The sequence below is a fragment of the Streptomyces lydicus genome, assembly GCF_004125265.1.
Lineage (GTDB): Bacteria > Actinomycetota > Actinomycetes > Streptomycetales > Streptomycetaceae > Streptomyces > Streptomyces lydicus_C.
In genome coordinates this window covers 3,504,121-3,523,290 of record NZ_RDTE01000003.1, presented here as the reverse complement: position 1 = coordinate 3,523,290, position 19,170 = coordinate 3,504,121, and the positions used below count along the sequence as shown (strand labels likewise).

14 protein-coding genes and 1 pseudogene are annotated in these 19,170 nt (G+C 72.8%); 7 read left to right on the top strand and 8 right to left on the bottom strand.

Annotated features, from left to right (window positions below; translation table 11 throughout):
* Positions 1 to 34 precede the first annotated feature (34 nt).
* Together D9V36_RS17705 and purU are read left to right on the top strand one after the other, a co-directional pair.
* Positions 35 to 547 carry an SCO4402 family protein gene (locus D9V36_RS17705; RefSeq protein ID WP_088802282.1) on the top strand — a complete coding sequence of 171 codons (513 nt, stop codon included), beginning with the start codon at positions 35 to 37 and terminating at the stop codon, positions 545 to 547.
* Positions 548 to 579: 32 nt separating this feature from the next.
* On the top strand, positions 580 to 1,470 hold the full coding sequence (purU, locus tag D9V36_RS17700; RefSeq protein ID WP_129294640.1) for a formyltetrahydrofolate deformylase: 891 nt from the start codon (positions 580 to 582) through the stop codon (positions 1,468 to 1,470).
* A 358-nt stretch (positions 1,471 to 1,828) separates the two neighbouring features.
* Here the strand turns inward: purU and D9V36_RS17695 are convergent, their stop codons facing one another.
* Both D9V36_RS17695 and D9V36_RS17690 read right to left on the bottom strand, forming a co-directional pair.
* Positions 1,829 to 3,172 carry a zf-HC2 domain-containing protein gene (locus D9V36_RS17695; RefSeq protein WP_129294639.1) on the bottom strand — a complete coding sequence of 448 codons (1,344 nt, stop codon included), beginning with the start codon at positions 3,170 to 3,172 and terminating at the stop codon, positions 1,829 to 1,831.
* Between the two features lie 145 nt (positions 3,173 to 3,317).
* Positions 3,318 to 3,893, bottom strand: a pseudogene (locus D9V36_RS17690) (sigma-70 family RNA polymerase sigma factor); the annotation flags it as partial.
* A 482-nt stretch (positions 3,894 to 4,375) separates the two neighbouring features.
* On the opposite strand from D9V36_RS17690, the gene D9V36_RS17685 reads away from it, so the two are divergent.
* On the top strand, positions 4,376 to 4,750 hold the full coding sequence (locus D9V36_RS17685) for an STAS domain-containing protein (RefSeq protein ID WP_030087372.1): 375 nt from the start codon (positions 4,376 to 4,378) through the stop codon (positions 4,748 to 4,750).
* A gap of 142 nt (positions 4,751 to 4,892) precedes the next feature.
* Here D9V36_RS17685 and D9V36_RS17680 read toward each other — a convergent pair whose 3' ends face one another.
* The 4 genes from D9V36_RS17680 to D9V36_RS17665 form a co-directional block, all read right to left on the bottom strand.
* The gene (locus tag D9V36_RS17680) at positions 4,893 to 6,191 is read right to left on the bottom strand and encodes a sensor histidine kinase (RefSeq protein WP_129294638.1); all 1,299 of its coding nucleotides are present in this window, start codon (positions 6,189 to 6,191) and stop codon (positions 4,893 to 4,895) included.
* Between the two features lie 176 nt (positions 6,192 to 6,367).
* Positions 6,368 to 7,030, bottom strand: coding sequence for a response regulator (locus tag D9V36_RS17675; protein ID WP_129294637.1), 663 nt, complete (start codon positions 7,028 to 7,030; stop codon positions 6,368 to 6,370).
* Positions 7,031 to 7,366: 336 nt separating this feature from the next.
* Positions 7,367 to 7,678, bottom strand: coding sequence for a hypothetical protein (locus tag D9V36_RS17670; RefSeq protein ID WP_129294636.1), 312 nt, complete (start codon positions 7,676 to 7,678; stop codon positions 7,367 to 7,369).
* A gap of 218 nt (positions 7,679 to 7,896) precedes the next feature.
* Positions 7,897 to 9,111: a helix-turn-helix domain-containing protein gene (locus tag D9V36_RS17665; protein ID WP_129294635.1), complete on the bottom strand. Its 1,215-nt coding sequence runs from the start codon at positions 9,109 to 9,111 to the stop codon at positions 7,897 to 7,899.
* Positions 9,112 to 9,352: 241 nt separating this feature from the next.
* Here D9V36_RS17665 and D9V36_RS17660 point away from each other — a divergent pair, with 241 nt between their 5' ends.
* Positions 9,353 to 10,045 carry an HAD family hydrolase gene (locus tag D9V36_RS17660; RefSeq protein ID WP_241720911.1) on the top strand — a complete coding sequence of 231 codons (693 nt, stop codon included), beginning with the start codon at positions 9,353 to 9,355 and terminating at the stop codon, positions 10,043 to 10,045.
* A 53-nt stretch (positions 10,046 to 10,098) separates the two neighbouring features.
* On the opposite strand, the gene D9V36_RS17655 is transcribed toward D9V36_RS17660, so the two are convergent.
* Complete coding sequence (locus tag D9V36_RS17655; RefSeq protein WP_129294634.1) at positions 10,099 to 11,202, bottom strand: hypothetical protein; 1,104 nt, start codon at positions 11,200 to 11,202, stop codon at positions 10,099 to 10,101.
* A gap of 316 nt (positions 11,203 to 11,518) precedes the next feature.
* On the opposite strand from D9V36_RS17655, the gene D9V36_RS17650 reads away from it, so the two are divergent.
* The 3 genes from D9V36_RS17650 to D9V36_RS17640 all read left to right on the top strand — a co-directional run bounded on the left by D9V36_RS17650 (position 11,519) and on the right by D9V36_RS17640 (position 17,659).
* Positions 11,519 to 13,732: a serine/threonine-protein kinase gene (locus D9V36_RS17650; protein WP_129294633.1), complete on the top strand. Its 2,214-nt coding sequence runs from the start codon at positions 11,519 to 11,521 to the stop codon at positions 13,730 to 13,732.
* Between the two features lie 223 nt (positions 13,733 to 13,955).
* On the top strand, positions 13,956 to 15,698 hold the full coding sequence (locus D9V36_RS17645) for a succinic semialdehyde dehydrogenase (protein ID WP_129294632.1): 1,743 nt from the start codon (positions 13,956 to 13,958) through the stop codon (positions 15,696 to 15,698).
* 23 nt (positions 15,699 to 15,721) lie between these two features.
* A complete protein-coding gene (locus D9V36_RS17640) occupies positions 15,722 to 17,659 on the top strand; it encodes a GMC family oxidoreductase (protein ID WP_129294631.1) in 1,938 nt (645 codons plus the stop codon).
* Positions 17,660 to 18,714: 1,055 nt separating this feature from the next.
* On the opposite strand, the gene D9V36_RS17635 is transcribed toward D9V36_RS17640, so the two are convergent.
* A complete protein-coding gene (locus D9V36_RS17635; RefSeq protein ID WP_129294630.1) occupies positions 18,715 to 19,026 on the bottom strand; it encodes a chorismate mutase in 312 nt (103 codons plus the stop codon).
* Positions 19,027 to 19,170 lie beyond the last annotated feature (144 nt).

Below are 19,170 nucleotides of genomic sequence, written 5' to 3'. Positions count from 1 at the left end.
CAGCTTGAGATCGTTGGTGAAGAACGTACGATCGATTGCTGTGCAAGGTTCGGAGAAGTCTTCCCGTCGCGGGCGCCGCTCGACCACCATGGGCGGCATGCCACTCAACGACATGCCGTGGTGGCGCTGGCGCAGCAATGTGCGTTCCGCGCTGCACATGCTCTCCGACCCCGCCTTCCAGCAGGAGGCCTGGCTGGCCGGCCTGCCCGGGTACGGAGATGTCACCGACGCCGTCTACCGCCTCGTCGAGGACACCTGGCTGGACAACTGGTCCGCCGAGAAATACGTCGGCACGATCTTCCGGGACTCCCGGGAGGCGCAGCTCGTCGATGCCGCCGTGCTCCGGGTGCTGCGGATCATGCACCAGGTCGGCGCGGACGCCCCGGTGACCGCGTACCTGGAGCACCAGGGCTGGCCGGAGGCCGTGCACGCGGCCCGGGAGGCCCATGTGCAGCTGGCGACGGCGGACGGTGAGGACCCCGACGCCGCGCCGCGCTCGCTGGAGGTGCTGGCCATCATGACCGGTCAGGCGGACGCCCCGGCCTGACCTGCCCGGCAGGTGTGCGACCCTATGAGGTCATGAGCGAGTCGCAGCCCACCCAGCCCGGTCAGCACGATCGGAACGATCAGTACGTCCTCACCCTGTCCTGCCCGGACAAGCAGGGGATCGTGCACGCCGTGTCCAGCTACCTCTTCATCACCGGCTGCAACATCGAGGACAGTCAGCAGTTCGGTGACCATGACACCGGGCTGTTCTTCATGCGGGTCCACTTCAGTGCGGACTCCTCGGTGAGCGTCGACAAGCTGCGCGCCAGCTTCGCCGCGGTGGGCGACTCCTTCGGCATGGACTGGCAGATCCACCGGGCCGACGAGAAGATGCGGATCGTCCTGATGGTGTCCAAGTTCGGGCACTGCCTCAACGACCTGCTCTTCCGCTCCCGGATCGGCGCGCTGCCGGTCGAGATCGCGGCCGTGGTCTCCAACCACACGGACTTCGCCGAGCTGGTCGGCTCGTACGACATCCCCTTCCACCACATCCCGGTCACCCGCGACACCAAGGCCCAGGCGGAGGCGCAGTTGCTGGAGCTGGTGGAGGCCGAGAACGTCGAGCTGGTGGTGCTCGCCCGCTATATGCAGGTGCTCTCCGACGATCTGTGCAAGGCGCTGTCCGGCCGGATCATCAACATTCACCACTCCTTCCTCCCGAGCTTCAAGGGCGCCAAGCCGTACCACCAGGCGCACGCCCGCGGGGTGAAGCTCATCGGTGCCACCGCGCACTACGTCACCGCCGACCTCGACGAGGGCCCGATCATCGAGCAGGAGGTCGAGCGCGTCGGCCATGACGTCACGCCGGACCAGCTCGTGGCGATCGGCCGGGACGTGGAGTGCCAGGCGCTGGCGCGCGCCGTGAAGTGGCACAGCGAGCGCCGGGTCCTGCTCAACGGCAGCCGGACGGTCGTCTTCGCGTAGGGGCGTCGTCCCACGGCGGCGGAGTGGTTTCCGGGGCGGAGTACCTTCCGACCTGGAGTGCCTTCCGATCCGGAATACCTTCCGACCTGGAATGGTTTTCCGACCCGGAATACCTTTCCGACCTGGAATGGCCTTCCGGCCCGGAATGGTCTTCCGACCCGGAATACCTTCCGCACCTCTCGCGTTGTGGCCCCGAGGGGGCGCTCGGACCCCCTACGGGACACGTTCGACCGCCCCCTACTGGCAGGCCCACTCCCTCTGGCGGACGCTCCCGGGAGCCCGGCCCCGGATCCCTAGAGCCCCAGAGCCCAGCTGGGGCCCGGCTCCGGATCTGCAGAGCCCCAGAGTCCAGAGCCCCCTAGAGCCGCGACAGCGACGCGGTCGCGAAGAGCACATCGCGGATCGCGTCCCGCTCGCCGTTCTGACCTGCCGCGGCCTCCTCGGGGGAGATGTGGCCCGCGGCCAGCTGGCAGAACTCGGCGCTGTCCAGGGCGATATGGGCGACGGTGCGCTCCGGGGTGCCGAGCGCGGCCGGTGAGTCCAGGGCTATGTACCAGTGCCCGCCGCCGTTGCCCTCGATCTCCAGATGGAGCGTACGGCCCGGGGCGCCCGCCTCGACCAGCCGCTGGGGCGGCGCGGCCAGCCCGGCCCGCCGGCGGTCGGCCAGCGCGCTGGGCAGCAGCCGGGCGGCGAGGTCGACCATCAGGTGGAGATGCCCGGCGGCCGGGGGCACGTACGGATAGTCCACCGCCTCAGCGATGTCCCCGGCGTGCACCCAGCACTCGAAGGCGCGGTCCAGGAACGCGTCGCGCAGCGTGAGCCGGAAGTCCCCGTACGGCACGGCGAGCTCGGCCACCCTGTCGCCGGCGAACGACACCTGCCGTATCAGCGCATAGCTCTGGTCGCGCCACGGTGCGCGCAGGGCGGGTGGGCTGTGCTCCTCGGCGGGCGTCCGCCAGAACGTTTCCGTACGGACCAGGGGATCCGGGGTGCCCGGCGGGGCGGTCGTGCCGAGCGGGTCGGGCAGCCCGAGAGCCGTCGCGACCAGGCCGTCGACCGCCATCAGATGCCCCATGACGCCGGCGACGGTCGACTCCCGCCCGACCTGGCGCTCCCCCTCGAACCAGCGCAGCCGCACCGGAGTGCGCCACTCCGCCTCGCCCATGTCACGCAGCAGGGCGTCCAGTTTGGCGGTCTCCGCGTCGTACGGCGTCGCCCACTCGGGCACCGGGATACGGGCCGGGCGGCGGCCCAGGCAGCCCTCCAGCACCCGGGAGCGCAGCAGCGGATCGAGGTCGAGGCTGTCGGCGGGGTGCAGCAGCCCTACGGCATCGCGCAGCCGCAGCGCCTCGTCCGCGCAGGAGGCGCAGTCGGTCAGATGCGCCTCGACCGCGGCGGTCTCCTCGGCGGAGCAGGCCGACAGCGCCCAGGCGCCGAGCAGCGACTTGAGGATCCGGTGCTGCGGGCCGGCCGCCGGTGCGGGGCGAGGGACGGCGGCGGGCAGCTCGGTCACGGGCTCGGCTTCCGGTTCCGGTTCGCGGGGGCCCTCGCCGGTTTCCGACGCCGGGTCGCGGACCGGTACCGGCAGCTCGTCGGGGAGCGGGCCGTGGTCCTCGGCCGCGGTGCGCGGGGAGGGTATCCGCGGCCGTTCGCCGGGGCTGCCGGGCAGCTCGCGGCCGTCCCATTCGTCCGGGCCGTTCACCGGGACCGTCCGTGTCCCGGGCCGCCGGGCCGCCGGGCGGCGCGGAGGTCCCGGGGCCGGTGTGCGGGGAGTGCGGTGGGCGCGCTCCGCGGGGAGTGCGCGGCGCCTGCGATCCGTGGGACGAGGCGGGTGCGGAGCGCGGGGCGGGTGCGGAGCGGTGGGCGGGTGGCAGGGCCTGGTGGTTGTGGGCGGTGGACAGCAGCTGCAGGCCCAGGCGGAGCCGGCGCCGGGCCTCGTCCTCCGTGACGCCGAGGTCGGCGGCGGTCTGGCGGTAGTCGCGGCGCTGGAAGTACGCCAGCTCCAGGGCGGCCCGCAGGGGCGCGGGCATGGACGTGACGATGAAGTCGGCGCGGGCCGCGGTGGAGGCCTCGCGGATCTTCTGCTCTATTTCGGCGGGCGCGGGGGCGTCGGGTCCGCAGTCGCGCGCCGAGGCCGCCTCGGCCTGGCGCAGCCGCTGGACGGCCTGATGGCGGGTGACGCCGGCGACCCAGGAACGCAGCGGGCCCTGCTTGGGGTCGTAGGAATCCGGGTGCTCCCAGATATAGCCGAACACTTCGCGGGTCACGCGGTCGGCGGCGTCCTCGTCGTCCAGGACGCGGTAGGCGAGGCTGTGCACCAGAGAGGCGAAGCGGTCGTAGAGCTCACCCAGCGCGGCCGCCTCGCCGTGGGCGAGCCGCTGCTGCATCCGCCTGTCCCACCGCGGTGGGGCGTCGTGTCCCATCGGATCCCCATCCCTGCCCGGCGCCTCCGGGCTCACACCTCTGCCGTCACTCCTGCACCCGCCTGCCCGGATGCATCTGCATGCCCGGACCTGTGTGCACCGTCACAGGACCCGCCGTGCCCTCGAATGTAATGCGCGGGTCTGACAACGCACGCTCCTTTGCGGCAAACCGAGCCCCGAGGGGTACGGGGATGGTAAAGCCCTGACGGACCGGTGCCCTCGCTTTGTGGCGATAATGCCCGATCGCTGAGGATCGATGCGGATCGTTCATGCCCGTATGGGGCCATGTGTTATCCGTGTGTGACCGGTTCTCGGCGAAGAGCTGTGCTCTTCGGGGCATAGCCTTAGGCGTACTGCCTGTTGGGCCAAGGATTCGGAAGAGTTTCAGGGGTGAGGGGCCGGGCAGTCGAGGCGGGGAAGGATGAGTTCCGGATGCGGTCCGTAATCATCCGGCAGGAAAGCGAGCGAAAGGCTTCGAGCGCGTGTCGTTGAAGGTGGCAGAGGACGAAAAGGGCCCCTGGGCCGTACTCCAGGTGTCCGGTGAGATGGACCTGGTCACCTCACCGGCGGTGCGCCAGCATGTGCACGACGCGGTGGCGGACGGGCGGAGATCTCTGGTGCTCGATCTCTCCGAGGTGCGGTTCTGCGATTCCAGCGGTGTCGGCGTACTGATCGCCGCCCGCCGCTTGATGCGCTCCTGCCAGGGGCGGCTGCGGCTGATCCTGCCCGCCCAGGGGGCCGTGGACGGCTCACACGTCAACCGGGTGCTGGCCGCGCTGGGCGTGCGCCGGCTCTTCGAGGTCTACCCGGACCTGCGCACCGCCGTCGACGAGGCCGCCGCACCGCTCTCCGCCTGACGGCTTCGCCTCGACGCCTTCGCCCTGACGCTTCCCGCGCCTCGGGCCGAGGCTCCGGGCCCACGCCTCCGGCACCGGGACCGGACCCGGTCCCCGGCCGCCGCTCCCGCCCCTGGCTCGCGCTCTTGGCTCCCGCCCCGCCTTACCTCACTTCGCCCTGCTCAGCCTCGCTTCGCCCCGCTTCGTACGGGAATTCCGCCCGTACGACGAAGCCGCCGTCGGAGGTACGCCGCGCCTCCAGCGTTCCGCCGAGGATCTGTGCGCGCTCGCGCAGCCCCACCAGACCGTGTCCGCCCCCGGGAAGCGCGGGGACCGTCGCCGTCGCGTCCGGCGGCCCGTTGCGTATCTCCACCCGCAGCCCGTGCGGCGTACGGCCCCCGTCGGCCGCCGCCACTCCGTCCGCAGCCCCTGCCCGGTCGGCCGCCTGTGTCCCGTCAGCCCCCTCGGCCCCGTCCGCCGCCAGGCCCCGGACCGTGTCCACCGGATCCACCCGCACCCGTACCCGCGCCCCCGGAGCATGCTTGCGGACGTTGGTCAGCGCCTCCTGGACCGTGCGGAAGGCCGCCCGCTCCACCGTCTTCGCGCCGCTCGCCCCGCCGGCACCGGCCACCACTCCGCGCTCGTACGTCACATCCAGCGCGCTCATCTCGATCAGCCGCGGCAGCTCCTCCAGGTCCGGCTGGGGAGCCAGGTCGCGCGCCTCCGCCGCCTCGCCGCTGTCCGCCCGCAGCACGCCCACCATGTGCCGCAGCTCTTCCAGCGTCCGTACGGACAGCTCCCGGATCGTCCTGGCACCCGCGCGCGCCTCCGCGTCCTCGGTGCTCACCTGCACCGCACCCGCCTGCAGGCTGATCAGGCTGACCTGATGGGCCACCACGTCGTGCATCTCACGGGCGAGCCGGGCGCGTTCGGTGGTCTTGACCCGGTCGGCGAGCAGCCGGTGCTCACGGCGCAGGCTCCGGGTCAGGTCCTCGACGCGGGAGGCCAGTTCCCGGCGGGTGCGCACCAGCAGCCCCAGGGCGATGGGGGCGGCCGAGGTGACGCTGGCGTCGATCAGTACCAGGGTGTTCTCCCGGTACGCGGTGAGTTCGAAGTCGGAGATCGGATACGGGAAGAAGTGCGCGGCGATCAGCAGCAGCGCACAGCCGCCGAGCCGGGCCCGGCCGGGCCGGAGGGCGGCCAGGGTGTAGAGCGCGATCATCGGCGCGAACCAGATGTAGCCGATGTAGAGCCCGGGAAGGGTGAAGAGGAAGACCAGCAGCGGGAAGCGGCGGCGCACCAGCAGGGCGGCCGCCGCCGCCATCGAGACGCCCACCTCCAGGTCGAGGTCGATGCCGTTGACCAGCATCGCGTCGGCGATTGCCAGCAGAACGGGGACCGCCAGCGGGGCCGTCTTGCGCAGCCGCCGTCCGACCGGTCCGCGGGTCAGCGCCCGCGCCATGCCGGTGCGGGGCGCCAGCGCGTCCCGGCCGGAGGTTCCGCGGCTGTCGGACGTCCCCCGGTTGCCCGGTGTCCCCGGGCCGGACGTTTCTCGGCGGGACGCCGCAGAACCGTTCCCTCTGCCGTCCCCGCCCCCGCTGCCTCTGCCGTTCCCCCTGCCGCTCCCGCCCCTGGTTCTCACCACGACCCCCTGGGGTCGCTTGCCACCAGACCCGCCCGGTCGGCCACGATGGCCGCCTGGATGCGGTTGATCCCGCCCAACTTCCCCAGCAGGGCGCGCACATGGTCCTTGACCGTACTGGGGGCGAGCCCCATCCGGTCGGCTATCTGGGCGTTGGCCAGGCCCTCGCCGAGCAGGGCCAGCACCTCGGACTCCCGCGGGGTCAGCCCGCTCACCGCCCGGTTCGCGGAGGCCTGGTCCTCGGCGGTCAGATAGCCCCCGATCACCGCCCGGGTGACCCCGGGATCGAGCACACTGCCGCCCGCCGCCAGCGTCCTCACGGCCCGTACGAGTTGTTCCGGATCGGAGTCCTTGAGCAGAAACCCGGCCGCGCCTTCGCGCAGCGCCGCCGTCAGGTACTCCTGGGCGTCGAAGGTGGTCAGCATCGCCACCACGGGCGGATTCGGGGTGGCGCGCAGCCGGCGCAGGACGGTCAGCCCGTCCACGTCCGGCATCCGGATGTCCAGCAGCACGACCTCGGCTGCGCACCGCAGCACGGTGTCCACGGCCTCGGCGCCGCTGCAGTCCGCGACCATCTCGATGTCCGGGTCGGTCCCCAGGATCATCCGCAGTCCGGATCTGACCAGCCGCTCGTCGTCCACCACAGCGACACGGATCACCGGCCGCCCCTTTCTCCTCCGCGCCCATTCGAGCTCGCAAAACCGCCCGGCGTCGCGCGATTCCGCTTCCCTGCCGTACGGGACCGCCCTGTGGCGGCCCCGTACCCCCGCCGAGCGGCGGGGGTGAGCCCGCGACCTCTGGAGGATGCCGCGGGGATGCCCCCACGGGCAGAGTTGTTCACATGCTGCACCACTGAAGAGGCCATGGGCCCAAGACGCGTTGCAGTTCACATCGGCGGCCGCCGCGACCCCCACACGCGGCGGCCGCTTCGTGCGTGCGGGGGCGTTCCGGAGGGGGATCTCCCCCGCACGCCCGGCAGGCGCCCTGGCGGCTCCTCAAAACCCCAGGTCAGACGGGACGTCATCGTCGGCTGACCGGGCGCCGCGGCTCTGCGCGACCCGTAGAACGTCCTGCAGTGCGGTCCTGAGTTGAGCCGACAAAAACCGCAACTGCCGTGCATCCACCGCCGGATCGTCGATCAGAACCCGCGCGTGCTCCAGCAGTCCCGCCGCCATCCTGAGTTGCAGCGCCTCGATCTGATCGGCACGCCGGGACAGCGGGCTGTCCTCCCGGTCCGTGAGGAGATAGCAGGGTTTGCCGTCCTGACCGGTCCAGGGGAGCAGCCGGGGGGTGCCGGGTGTGCTCATCGGCCGCCCTCCGCTTGTGCGTTTTGCCGGTGCGTACGGAGGGGGTGGCGGGCGGGGGGAGCGTGGGTCATGTCGACCTGCTTTCGTGGGTGGCATGCCCGGGCCGTCAAGGACGGCGGGGCCCGTCCTTCCTGACGGTGCGGCAACGCCAGGCGCGGGCCCGCGACCCGGACAGTGACGTGCTGTGCCACTTTCCGCCCCTGCTGGGACGCCCTGTCCTACCCGTCGAGAGCGAGACGGTCGGCCAGCTCCGTGAGCGGTGAGGTGCGCCGGCGTTCGCGGTGGCGGAGGTCGGCCACCAGACGGCGGCTCGTGGAGTGGTAGCGCATCCATTCCGGGGCGGTGCGCTCGGCGGCGAGCAGCGCCTGCACCGCGCCGTCGTCCTTGCGCAGGTCGGTGAAGGCCAGGGCGCGGTCCACGTGGCACCGCGCGCGCCAGGTCGGGGGCAGCGTGTGCAGCTCGGGGACGGTGCGCGCGGTGCGCAGTGCCTCGGCGCTCTCCTCCATCTCCACCAGGAAGTTGACCCTGGCCACCCCGACGTTGGTCGGGCCGAACGGCGTCGCGTAGTCGAGACGGTCCGTGCCGATCCTGGCCGCCGCCGCGCTCGCCATCGTGAGCAGATCCCGTACCGTGTCGCGTCGCTCCAGGCGGACCGCGGCCGTTGCCGCACGGAGCAGCAGGACTCCCCACAGGGCCAGTTCGAGCGGTGGGGAGCGGAAGCCCGGCTCGATGCGTTCGGCGGCGTTCAGCGCGACGCGTTCGGCGTCCGCCAGCCGCCCCTGCTTGGTGAGTACCCAGGCAAGGCTGGAGAAGCCGGCGGTCTCCAGGTGGGGATCGTCTCCCCGGGCCGCCGCCGTCATCGACCGTTCCAGGGCGGTGAAGGCGGCGTCCTCCTTGCCCAGCGCCGTCAGCGTCGTGGCGGCGACCTGATAGGCCTCGGCCAGGACCGAGTGGGCCGCGGCGGCCTCGGCGCCGGTGGTGGCGTGAGCGGCCGCCTTGGCATCCCTGATCAACTGCGGAAGCAGTGCGCCGATTTCCGCCATCCGTCCCTCGCGGCGGATGCGTTCCGTCGAACGCAGGGAGGCCTGCAGCGCCGCGATGCCCAGCGGGTCCTCGGGGTCCGGATCACCGCCCAGCAGGTCGGACACGGGCGCGACGGCCTGGCGCAGCGCCAGGACGGAGGGCTGTTCGCCCTCGCTGCGCACCTCGAAGGTGGCGGGCTGCCCGGCGAGCGCGGACGGCTCCACGTCCAGGGCTCTGGCCAGCGCGTTGAGCGTCGCGAGCCGCGCCGTGCGGCGTACACCCTGTTCGAGCTTCCGGACGGTGTCGACGCACAGGCCCGCCCGCTCGGCGAGGGCCTCCTGCGTCAGCTTCCGGCGTATGCGCAGCCGGGCGATGCGCTCACCGATGCCGGGTTCCTCGGACAACTCCATGGCCACCCCCGCGAGAAGGACGTACCGGCCACGCTACGCCCGTGCGCGGCGCTCAAGCCCGCTGGGCGTCCTCGTTCCGGGGGAGCCGGGACGGACCGGCTGACCCCAGGTCATGTGGGGTGTATGCCGGGCACCTCGCCTGAGGGGCGTGGCGTGAAATCAGCGGCGAATGCCGCCATTCCTGCCCGATTCCGGGCAAAAACGTGGACGTTCCGGAGGGTCCGGCCTACTGTGTTCGCTCATGATCAAGGACAAGAGCATGCGTGCGCTCCCCGCCGGCGCCGAGGCCGTGGTCTTCGACTGCGACGGCTTGCTGGTCGACACGGAGGTCTGCGCGACCGTCGCGGAAACGGCCATCTTCGCGGCGCACGGCCATCCCTTCGGGCCTGAACAGAAGGCCCTGGTCATCGGCCGCACCGTGGAGGCCGCCGGTGAGGCCATGGCGCAGTACTTCGGGCGCCCCGACGCCGGTGCCGAAATCGCCGCCGAACTCCTCGAAAGGGTCCGCAAGGAGCTGTCCCGGGGCGCCGCGGCTCTCCCCGGGGCGGCGGACCTGGTGCGCGCCTGCCGGGCGGCCGTTCCCGTCGCCGTGGCCAGCAACAGCCCCAGGGAACTGCTGGACGCGGCGCTGTGGTCGGCCGGCCTCGCCGATTGCTTCACCCACTCGTTCGCCGCCGACGAGGTGCGTTCCCCCAAGCCCGCACCGGAGCTCTACCTCACGGCATGCGCCGCGCTCGGTGCCGACCCGGAGCGTTCCGTCGCCTTCGAGGACTCGGCCACGGGCATCGCCTCGGCGCGTGCTGCCGGGCTCTACGTCGCGGTCGTCCCGTCCCTTCCGGGAGCCGATCTCGACCACGACTGGCTGGGCGGCAGCTTGGCCGACCCCGAATTGCTCGACTGGGCCAGGGGGCTGGGCCGGGAAGCCGGGGCGTGACACCGGGGGGCACGGGGGCATCGGGGGAAACCGGGGGAAACTGGGGCGTGACGCTACAGCCCCCCGCCGCGTCCCATCGCCGCCGCCCGCAACCCGTCCGCCCGCATGCCGTGCGGGCCGAAGCCGCGGCCGGTGGCCAGGACGACCACCGAGGTCATGGCCGCCAGCGCATAGGCGGTCGTGACGAGGGACAGGGCGCCCTGGGGGGTGTCGAAGGAGCGGTTGAAGAAGTCCGTCACGGTCAGCAGGACGACGGTCCGCACGGTCATGTACAGCTCCAGCGCGGCGAACACCAGGAGCGCGCCGCGCACTTCCCGTCGTCCTCGTACGGCCAGCACTCCGAGGACGAGGAGAGCGAGCACCGATCCGAGGGTGGTGAACGCGCTGGGCGCCGCCAGGTCGAGGGTGCCGAGCACCGAGCCGTCGACCGCGTCGTGCAGGTAGTGGCCCACGTTCCCCTCGGGGGTCGCCAGATCGCCGACGAGCCAGCCGAGGCGTGCCAGGGACATCAGCAGGAACAGCATCCCGCAGATCCGTGAGGGGCGGCGCTGCCAGATTTCCGGGCCGTTCGCCGCCAGACCGCTCGCCGCCGGGCCGTCCACCGCCAGGTCGTCCGCTGCCGGGCCGTCCACCGCCGTGGTGGACGGGCGCCCGCCGCGGCGGCGTTCGGTGGCCGGGAACATCGTGCACAGTACGACCAGCGCCACCACCAGCCCCAGCCCGCGGGTGGCGAGCACCCAGCCGCCCAGCGGGTCGTGGTGGTACAGATCGCGGTAGGCGGCATCGGTGAGGCCCACCCCCTCCCGCAGGGAGACGGCGAGCAGCACCCAACCGCACAGCAGCGCCGCGGAGCGCGCCACCCGCCGCCGGGCCAGTGCCAGTCCGGCGATCGCCAGGAAGCCGACGGTGAAGGCCCATTCGTACGGGCCGAGGATCTGCGTCGTGGGGGAGGCGCCCGGGTTGAACAGGCCTTCCAGGAAGTCCCAGGTATTGCCGTCCCCTTGGGCGATGCCGTAGGCGGTCCAGGCGAGCAGTACGCCGGAGTAGAGGGCGAGGGACGTGGCGGTCGTACGGTAGGCACCGCCGTGCTCCGGGGCGGCCCGGCCCGGGTCGGCGCCCGGACGGACATCCACCGTTCCACCGTCCTGCATCACCATGACCGACCCCCGATCCGCTCCTCGTGGCCACCGCACCGGCTTGTTCGCCGTACGACAGCCTCACAGCCTCACTGTGTCAAGGACGGTGGGAGAGCAGGTGGAGGTTCCACCCCGTGTGTCGTGCGGTTCGGGGTTCTCGGGGGCCGCAGTGCGGCAACTGTCTCCACGGGCGGCGCGGCAAGGGGTAAGCGTGCCAACTGCTCCCGCAGGGGCGGTGGATCACTACGGGCCGGGGCGGCATCACGGCACGGGCGACCTTGGCCGGTCCCCGAGGTGACGCCCTTCCCGTGAGGGGCCGGTGCGGGAAGATGGGCCCATGGGGATCTTCGGGGGCGAGGGCCGGCTGATCGGTGGCCGGTACCGCCTGGAAGTTCGGCTCGGCTGCGGCGGTATGGGGACGGTCTGGCGCGCCACCGACGAGCTGCTGGCCCGCCAAGTCGCGGTGAAGGAGCTGCACTTGGACGAGGAAGCCGGTGAGGGTGATGGCGGGGCGGCGGCCCGGCCCGAGCCGCGGGTACAGCGTGAGCGGGCGGTGCGGGAGGCACGGACGGTCGCCGGGATCAAGCACCCGAATGTGATTGTCGTGCATGACGTCGTCGAGCAGGACGGCCGGCCGTGGATCGTGATGGAGCTGGTGGAGGGCCCGTCGCTGGCCGACCGGCTGCAGAGCGGCGGGCCGGTCGCGCCGCGCGAGGCCGCCCGGATCGGTGTCGCGCTGCTGGGCGCGCTGCGGGCCGCGCACACCCGCGGGGTGCTGCACCGGGACATCAAGCCCGCCAACGTCCTGATGGAGTCGGGCACCGGCCGGGTCGTGCTCACCGACTTCGGTATCGCCCAGGTGCCCGGGGTCACCACGCTGACCGACACCGGCAGTTTCGTCGGCTCACCCGAATACACCGCGCCGGAACGGATGTCCGGCCGCGGCACGGGGCCCGAGGCCGATCTCTGGTCGCTCGGGGTGCTGCTGTGCGCCGCGCTCAGCGGTGCCTCGCCGTTCCACCGCGACTCGCTGGGCGGTGTGCTGCACGCCGTGGTGGACGAGGACATCGAATTCCCGGAGGCCGCACGGGCGTTACGTGCCGTCGTCGAGGGCTTGCTGGAGCGCGATCCGGAGCGCCGGCTGGGGGCCGCCGAGACGGAGCGGCTGTTGCGCGGCTATCTGCGGTCGGGCCGCTCCCCGGAACGCGGGGCCGGCGACCAGGGGGCCGGGCGCGGTCAGGGGCGCGGTCAGGGCCATGGCCACGGTCACGGTCATGGGGGCGGCCGTGATCGCGGCCACGGCTACGGCCACGGGCGTGATGCGGGGGACGGGGGTGACGGACGTGACGGGCATGACGCCGGCGACGGGGCCGCCGGCCGCGCCGCCGAGGCCGTGGCGGGCGCGAGCGGGCCGCCGGGACCGGCCGGGCCCCGCCCCAGTGGCCCGCACGCCCCGCACCGCCCCGGGCCCGACGTCCACGCCTCCCCGCACGACGGCCCCGGCGACGGCCTGCCCAGCGAACACCCGTCCAGCGAGGACCCGTTGGCCCCGGGAGCGCCGCCCGCGACCCCGACTGTCCCCGGCCGTACGCCCACCGGAGACGGATGCGGAGACGGAAGCGAAGACGGATGCGGAGACGGAAGCGGAGACGGAGGCGAAGACGGAAGCAGAGAGGGGAGAGGCGGAGACGGGAGCGGCGGTGAAGGCGGCGGCGAAGACGCCGGGCCGCCGGCCGCGCACGCGGGCGCACGTGCCGACGGCCGGGCAAGCGGCCGGGCCCCGGGCGCACCGACCCGTGCCTCCCTCGACGACCGGGCGCTGGCGGTGGCCGCCCGGCCGCACACCGGCCGGCTCCGCACCGCTCTGCTGATGGCGCTCGCGGCGGTGGTGATCGGCGGCGCGGGCGCGGGCCTGGCCGTCCTGCTGATGCACCCGGACGGGACGCGCCCGGACGGGAGCGACGGCAGAACCGGCGGCCGCTCCCCACAAGCCTCGGAAGGGGGGCCGGGGCCGGGGCCGGGACCTGCGCGGACCCCCGCCCCCGTCGGCGGGCACCCCACCGTCACGATCACCTCGTCGCCCTCCCCGGTGGCCACCGGCACGATCCCCGCCGGCTACCGCCTCGTCCACGACCCGGCCGGCTTCGTGCTCGCCGTACCGGACGGCTTCACCCGCTCGTACGAGAACGACCGCGTCTACTACTCCTCTCAGGGCAGACGGTTCCGGATCGGCATCCAGCTGCGGAAGCGGGTCCCGGAAGGGCCGCTGGGCGCGATGCGGACGGCGGATGCGGAGGGTCCCGCGCACTACCGCGGCTACCGTCAGGGGCAGCTCACCGCGACCACCCACCACGGGCTCCGGGCCGGGCGCTGGGAGTTCGTCTGGGACGGTGGCGCGCAGGACGGCGGCCCCCGCCGCACCTACGACCTCAGCTGGGACGAGGGCGGCCGGATGATCGACGTGTGGATCTCCTCCCCGGTCGGCGCGCGCACCGAGGCCGCGCGGCACCTCGACACCGCGCTCGACGCCTTCCGGCTGACCGGGACGTGAGGCGGGGCGTGACCGGGGGCCCGGCGCGTGACCGGGAGCCCGGGGTGTGACCGGAGGTGTGCCCCGGAGGCGTGACCCGGTGCCGCGTCGCGTGCCCCGCGGCCCCGGTCCTCCCAGACCAGCCCCCTTGCGGCCAGCGGACACTGGCGCGATGGTGCGGACGGTGTGAAAACTCATTACTCCCGGGTACACAAAGCGTCGTGGGAGGAATACGCTCGCCGACATGACGGACTCGCAGGACACCGGAACCGCCTCCCCCGAGGCCCCCGCCGCGGCCCCGGAGGCCCCCGCCCCCGAGGCGCCCGCCGAGACGCCAGCGCCCGCCGAGACGCCCGCGGCCGGCGAGGCTCCCGCGGCCGACGAGGCCCCCGCCGCCCCCGCCGACGGCAACCCGGTCGCCGCCACCCCGGCGGGCGCCCGTACCGCGGCGGACGTGGTCACCCCCGAACTCGCCGCCCGGCTCACCCGTGGTGTGGTCGGCACGAACCGCACCGCCAACCACACCCCGTTCACCGGCGAGAAGCTGGCCGACCTGCCCGAGTCCACCCCCGAGGACGTCGCCACCGCCTTCGAGCGGGCCCGCGCCGCCCAGGAGCGCTGGGCCAAGGTCCCGGTCAAGCAGCGCGCCGCGGTGCTGCTGCGCTTCCACGACCTGGTGCTGCGCCGCCAGGCCGAAGTGCTCGACCTGATCCAGCTGGAGACCGGCAAGGCGCGGCTGCACGCCCATGAGGAGGTGCAGGCGGTCGCCGTCACCGCCCGCCACTACGGCCGCAAGGCCCACGCCTACCTCAAGCCCAAGGCCCGCACCGGCGTCGTACCGACCCTCACCAAGGTCACCGAACTCCGCCAGCCCCGCGGCGTCGTGGGGCAGATAGCCCCCTGGAACTACCCCTTCGAGCTGTCCGTCGGCGACGCCCTGCCGGCCTTCGTCGCGGGCAACGCCGTCGTCATGAAGCCCGACACGGAGACCGCGCTGACCGCGCTGTGGGCCCGGGAACAGCTCATCGAGGCCGGGCTGCCGGAGGACGTCTGGCAGGTCGTACTCGGCGAGGGCCCGGTCGTCGGCCCCGCCGTCGTCGAGCACGCCGACTACGTCTCCTTCACCGGCTCGACCCGTACGGGCCGCGAGGTCGCCCAGGGCGCCGCCGCCCGGCTGGTCGGCGTCTCCCTCGAACTCGGCGGAAAGAACGCCATGTTGGTGCTCCAGGACGCCGATGTGGAGAAGGCCGCCGCCGGCGCCGTCCGCGGCTGCTTCGCCTCCGCCGGGCAGCTGTGCATCTCCATCGAGCGGCTCTACGTCCACGAATCCATCGCCGACGACTTCCTCCAGCGCTTCGCCGCGCGTACGAAGGCGATGCGGCTGGGCAACTCCCTCGCCTACGGCGCCGACATGGGCTCCCTGGTCGGCGAGCGGCAGCTGGAGACCGTCACCCGCCATGTCGACGAGGCCGTCGCCAAGGGCGCCCGGCTGGTCGCCGGCGGCCGCCCCCGCCCCGACATCGGCCCGCTCTTCTACGAGCCGACCATCCTCGACGGCGTCCAGGCTCCGATGGCGGTCTGCGACGAGGAGACCTTCGGCCCTGTCGTCTCGCTCTACCGCTTCCGCGACGAGGACGAGGTGGTGGCGCTCGCCAACGCCACCCCGTACGGCCTCAATTCCAGCGTCTGGACCAAGGACGGCCGCCGCGGCCGCGCGGTCGCCGCCCGGCTGCGCACCGGCACGGTCAACGTCAATGAGTGCTACGCCGCCGGGTACGCCAGCGTGCAGGCGCCGATGGGTGGCATGGGGGACTCGGGCCTGGGCCGCCGGCACGGCTCCGAGGGCATCCTCAAGTACACCGAGGCGCAGACCGTCGCCCACCAGCGCCTGATGCCGCTGGCGCCGTCCTTCGGAATGACCGACGAGAAGTACGCCCAGTTCATGACCCGCAGCCTGCGCGCGATGAAGGCGCTCCGACTCCGCTAACACCCCCTCAGCAGGGAGAGCCAGTGCCCCAGGAGAACTCTGCCCGGAATCAGGACGCCAACGGCGGCGGGGGCGCCCAGGACGGCCAGGACGGTCCGGAGAACCGTGCCGCCCCCGACCCCCGTGCCGACGGCCCCGCCACTTCCGCCACTCCCGCCGCCCCCGACGGCCCCGCCTACGACTACGACGTGCTCGTCGTCGGCTCCGGCTTCGGCGGCTCGGTCTCCGCACTCCGGCTGACCGAGAAGGGCTACCGCGTCGGCGTCCTCGAAGCCGGCCGCCGCTTCACCCGCGAGACGCTGCCGAAGAACTCCTGGGACCTCAAAAGCTATCTGTGGGCCCCCGCCCTCGGTCTCTACGGCATCCAGCGCATCCATCTGCTGGGGAATGTCATGGTCCTGGCGGGTGCGGGGGTCGGCGGAGGCTCGCTGAACTACGCCAACACCCTCTATGTACCGCCCGAGCCGTTCTTCGACGACCCGCAGTGGAAGCACATCACCGACTGGCAGGAGGAGTTGAAGCCGTACTACGACCAGGCGCGTCGGATGCTGGGCGTACGGCTCAACCCCACGATGACGCCGTCCGATGTGCATCTCAAGGCGACCGCGCAGGCCATGGGCGTCGGCGACTCCTTCCACATGGCGCCGGTCGGTGTCTTCTTCGGGGACGGCCGGGACGCCGTCGGCGAGGAGGAGGCAAAAGCCGCGAAGGCGGCGCCCGGAGAAGAGGTCGCGGACCCCTACTTCGGCGGCGCGGGCCCCTCCCGCAAGGCGTGCACCGAGTGCGGCGAGTGCATGACGGGCTGCCGTCACGGCGCGAAGAACACCCTCAACGAGAACTACCTCTACCTCGCCGAACGGGCGGGAGCCGTCATCCACCCGATGACCTCCGTCGTCGCGCTCACCGAGGACTCCCGCGGCGGCTTCGCGGTCGGCACGCTGCCGACCGACAACAAGAAGAAGGGCGCGGGCCGTACGTTCACGGCCCGGCGCGTGATCCTCGCGGCCGGCACCTACGGCACCCAGAGCCTGCTGCACCGCATGAAGGACAGCGGGCGGCTCCCGTACCTCTCCGGCCGGCTCGGATCGCTGACCCGTACCAACTCCGAGGCCCTGGTGGGCGCCCAGACCGACAACCGCCGCTACCGCAAGCGGCACGGCGCGGCGAAGGCCGACTTCACCAAGGGCGTGGCGATCACGTCGTCGATCCACCCCGACGAGAACACCCACATCGAGCCGGTGCGCTACGGCAAGGGCTCCAACGCGATGGGGGGCATGACGATCCTCCAGGTCCCCTACCGGCCCGCCGGACGCGTCGCGGGCTGGCTGGGCAACGTGGCCCGCCACCCCTGGCTGGCGCTCCGCTCGCTCTCCAACCACCGCTGGTCGGAGCGGACCATCATCGGCCTGGTCATGCAGTCCCTCGACAACTCCCTGACGACGTACCGGAAGCCGAAGGGCCTGGGCAAGGGCCTGCTCACCGCACGCCAGGGGCACGGGGCCCCGAACCCGAACCAGATCCCCGAGGCCACCCGGGCGGCGACGCTGCTGTCCGAGGAGATCAACGGCTTCGCGGGCTCCAACATCGGTGAGCTGATGGGCACCCCGCTCACCGCGCACTTCCTGGGCGGCTGCCCGATCGGCGAGGACGCGGACCACGGCGTGATCGACCCGTACCACCGCCTCTACGGACACCCGGGCATCTCGGTCGTCGACGGCTCCGCGGTCTCCGCCAACCTCGGCGTCAACCCGTCCCTGACCATCACCGCACAGGCCGAGCGCGCGATGTCGCTGTGGCCCAACAAGGGCGAGCCGGACCCGCGCCCCGCCCCGGGCCGGACCTACCGGCGGCTGGCGCCCGTCGAGCCGGCCCGCCCCGCGGTCCCGCCCCAGGCCTTCGGCGCGCTGAAGCTGCCGTTCGTGGCCGTTCCGCCGGTGCCGCCGAAGAAGTCCGTGACGTAGGGCCTGGCGGACGGCGGAGGGTGGGCGGCTGACGGCTGACGGCGGGCAGCGGGCGGAAGGCGCGGGGAAGGTATACGGCAGGCCGGCGGCGGTGGCCGAAATAAGTTGCCGCTTCAACGAGAATCCTGCCGTGATGTCGATCACATCCGCCACAGCAGCCTCACGGGAGACGCGCGTAGGCCTCACGGACACCCCGTAGGCGTCGCGAAAGCCGGGCGCAGGACAAGTCCGGCGACGGCCGTGCGCCGGGCGCACTCCCCCTATAGCGAAGGGCCCCGGATACCGTCCGCGAGGGGGGTTGCGGACGGCCACGGGGCCCTTTGCTTTCGGTGCCGGCGTCAGGGCAGCGCCGGCACCGAGGGGCGGCGCTGGGGGGGGGGGAGCGCCGCTGGCTTATGGGTGGTGCGTGAGGGTGTGAGTGCCGCGATGGTCGGACCAATGGCAGTGCAAAAGGTCCGGACCGGATACGGCAGGTCGTTCGTCAAGCATCGTCCTGGATGCGCCTCACCTGGCGCAACCTTTTCGACCGGATGCGGTCGGTCCCGGGCGTCCCCAGGACCGACCACCCCATCGGATGTGACCGGGCTGCTGTCCCCTGCTGACCGGTCACGGCTCCGGAGCGAGGTCCCACGACGCGGGCCGCGGCTGGCGGCCGGCGTCTCATCGCTCCGGCTTTCCGCCCGTGAGGCGGCGTCTACGCGTAGTCCTGCAGGCCGCGCCTGGCTGGCGTGGCACCGGGAACAACGAAGCCTCGCGGCGGCCGGTCACGCGCCGTACGGGTGAGTCGGCAACCGAACGCAGATCCGGCAGCTGCGCCGGGGCGCGTGCGTTTCGTCACGCGCCCCGTCCGGCCCCGAAACCGACCCTGAAACCGACTCTAAACCGTCCAGAATCAGCCACGGCCCCTCTGATCCCGACGCCGGAACCACCGGAATGCGGGCCGGATCCGGCCACTCCCGACAGCCGGCCCGCTACCCGCGGCGGCCGCCCGGCCATCCGGGCGACCTGGCAGCCACCCGCCCCCCGGCAGCCGGCCGGGCCCCCTCCCGCCCGCCTCAGATCTGGCCCCGGCACAGCTCCAGCAGCGTCATCGCCAGCGCGGTGCCCGGCTTGCCGAGCTGGTCGCGGTAGTGGGCAAGGATCTCCATCTCGCGGGAGAGATTGACCCGCCGTCCGCCGGAGGTGAGGCGTTCGCGCTGGATGACGGCCGAGACGGCCATCCGTTCCTGGACGAGGCCGATGATCCGGCCGTCGAGATCGTCGATCCGCTGCCGTGCGTCATGGATGATCCCGGCCGCCTCCGGCGTGTGGGCGCCGGTGTCGGTGCCGGGGGCCGGGGCGGGGGAGGTGGTGGTCCGAGCGCTCATGTCCGTATCTCCTGGGGTGAATGGCCCCGGAGCCGATGGAACGGTCCTGACAGACGCAGACGCCCCGGACCATTTCGGCCCGGGGCGCCTGGGAAGTTGCTTGTCAGTGGATCAAGCAGCACCACCATGGCAGCCGGACGGGCC

What these genes read in the sequence shown, in the direction of transcription:
- purU (WP_129294640.1), top strand. Translation starts at nt 580, where the DNA reads ATGAGCGAGTCGCAGCCCACCCAGCCCGGTCAGCACGATCGGAACGAT.
- D9V36_RS17680 (WP_129294638.1), bottom strand. Translation starts at nt 6,191, where the DNA reads ATGGCGCGGGCGCTGACCCGCGGACCGGTCGGACGGCGGCTGCGCAAG.
- D9V36_RS17670 (WP_129294636.1), bottom strand. Translation starts at nt 7,678, where the DNA reads ATGAGCACACCCGGCACCCCCCGGCTGCTCCCCTGGACCGGTCAGGAC.
- D9V36_RS17665 (WP_129294635.1), bottom strand. Translation starts at nt 9,111, where the DNA reads ATGGAGTTGTCCGAGGAACCCGGCATCGGTGAGCGCATCGCCCGGCTG.
- D9V36_RS17660 (WP_241720911.1), top strand. Translation starts at nt 9,353, where the DNA reads ATGATCAAGGACAAGAGCATGCGTGCGCTCCCCGCCGGCGCCGAGGCC.
- D9V36_RS17655 (WP_129294634.1), bottom strand. Translation starts at nt 11,202, where the DNA reads ATGGTGATGCAGGACGGTGGAACGGTGGATGTCCGTCCGGGCGCCGAC.
- D9V36_RS17650 (WP_129294633.1), top strand. Translation starts at nt 11,519, where the DNA reads ATGGGGATCTTCGGGGGCGAGGGCCGGCTGATCGGTGGCCGGTACCGC.
- D9V36_RS17645 (WP_129294632.1), top strand. Translation starts at nt 13,956, where the DNA reads ATGACGGACTCGCAGGACACCGGAACCGCCTCCCCCGAGGCCCCCGCC.
- D9V36_RS17635 (WP_129294630.1), bottom strand. Translation starts at nt 19,026, where the DNA reads ATGAGCGCTCGGACCACCACCTCCCCCGCCCCGGCCCCCGGCACCGAC.